This window comes from Rhodococcus sp. ENV425 (assembly GCF_002887785.1).
Taxonomy (GTDB): Bacteria; Actinomycetota; Actinomycetes; order Mycobacteriales; family Mycobacteriaceae; genus Rhodococcus; species Rhodococcus aetherivorans.
The window spans coordinates 1-1,721 of the sequence record NZ_PCZU01000284.1; the positions used below are offsets into that span (position 1 = coordinate 1).

The following is a 1,721-nucleotide window of genomic DNA, read 5'->3' on the forward strand; positions in this document are numbered from 1 at the left end:
CCGCCACCACCTGCGCCAGATCGTCGAGCTGCTGCTTGCCCTCGTACGCGCTCGACCGCTGCAGCGCCTCGAGAGTCGCCCGGGCCTGCTCGAGGTCCCGCTCCGCGAGCTCGAGCCGCTCGTGGGCCTGCGCCCGCTCCGCGCCGGCCCGGTCGAACGCCGTCATCGACGCCGTCCACTCCGCACTCCCGCCCTCGACCGCCGCCAACCGCGCCCCGAGCCGGTCGACGTCGGCGCGGGCCTGCTGACCCAGGTAGGTCGCATACACCGCGACGAACCGCTGCGCCGCCTCGTCCGCCGCCGCCAGCGACTCCAGCGCGCGCGAGACCTCCTCCATGTCGGCGAACGACCGCGCCGCCTCGAGCACCAGCTGCTCGTCCAGCGGCCGCAACCCGTCGGTCAGCGCCTGCGACAACCCCTTCGGGTCCAGGTTCTTGGCCAGCTGCGGCCGGCGCAGCGTCAGGATCAGGTTGATCAGCTGGTCGTACCGCTCGATCCCGAGCCCGAACAACCGCGCATCGATCGCCGCCCGGTAGTCCACCGGCCGGTCCGTGACCGCGTCGGCCCCGACCTCCTCGATCAGCTGCCGTCGCGTCAGCGGGCGATCGGCCGCATCCAGCAGCGAGAAGTCCACACCGACCCGGCCGTCGACGACGAAATACCACCGCGTGACCTTGTCGTTGCCGCGCGCCGCCCGCATCCCGACCCCCACGGTCACCGCCTCCGGATCGTCCCGGCGGCCGCGGCAGAACTCCATCCACACATACGAATACGCGCTGTCCTGCCCCTGGTACAGCAGGTTGGACCGCATCGTGCGCTCCTCGCCGGCGAACGGGTTCAGCCGCCGCGGCTCGATACGCCCGTCGAACACGAACGGGAACAGCACCTCGAGCGCCTTGGTCTTGCCCGACCCGTTGGGCCCGCGCAGCACCAGCCGGCCGTCCGCGAACGAGAACTCCTGGTCCCGGTAGTCCCACAGATTGATGATCCCGGCACGTGTCGGCCGGAAACGGGCACTGCTCACGACATCTCCGCTTCGTTCGAATCCTCACCGGCCGGCGCGAGGCGCGGGTCGCGTTCGCGCACCGTCACCACCACTCCCCGGAACCGGGCCAGCGCCGGCAACGCCAGCACCCCGCCCGGCACCCGTGCCACCAACCGTTGCCGCTGCAACAACGTCACCGCCGCCTCCAGCAGGCCCGCCGGGTCGGCCTGCCACTGCGCGGCGAAGGTACGGCCGAACTCGTCGACCAGCTTCGCCGCCGTCTCCGCCAGCCAGCTGTCCTCGACCAGCGGATGCGTCGGCGCCGGCTGCTGCGCCGGTGTCGTGTCCGCCGGCCCGGCGCCGGCATCACCGGCCAGCGACGCGAACACCCCGGCCGCCGGAATCGCCGCGTCCAGTCCCGCCTCGAGTTCCGCCTCCGCATCCGCCGGCCTCGGCAACCGCACCGGTACCGACTCCGGATCCGACACCCGCGCACAGATCTCCCCGGCCAGCAACAACGCCACCTGCGGAACCGTTCCCACCCCCGGGAACCGCAGATCCGACATCCGCCCCGACGAATCGACCAGCGCGACGCCCTCCGCGCGCCGCTCGGCCACCAGCCCCGTCAGCAGCTCGATCCCCGCGGTCGTCCGTGGCAGCGCCAGCTGCAGCCGCGCGTCGTCGTCGAGTTCCTCGGCGTACACCACCGGTCGCTGCACCAGCGCCCGCCGTACCC

1 protein-coding gene and 1 pseudogene are annotated in these 1,721 nt (G+C 72.6%); both read right to left on the minus strand.

Annotated features, from left to right (window positions below; all coding sequences use genetic code 11):
• A pseudogene (locus CQZ88_RS27160) lies at positions 1 to 1,024 on the minus strand (TIGR02680 family protein); the annotation flags it as partial.
• Positions 1,021 to 1,721 (minus strand): TIGR02678 family protein (locus tag CQZ88_RS31965; RefSeq protein ID WP_258008817.1); only part of this gene is annotated, 701 nt, incomplete at its 5' end. The gene CQZ88_RS31965 and the pseudogene CQZ88_RS27160, both read right to left, overlap by 4 nt.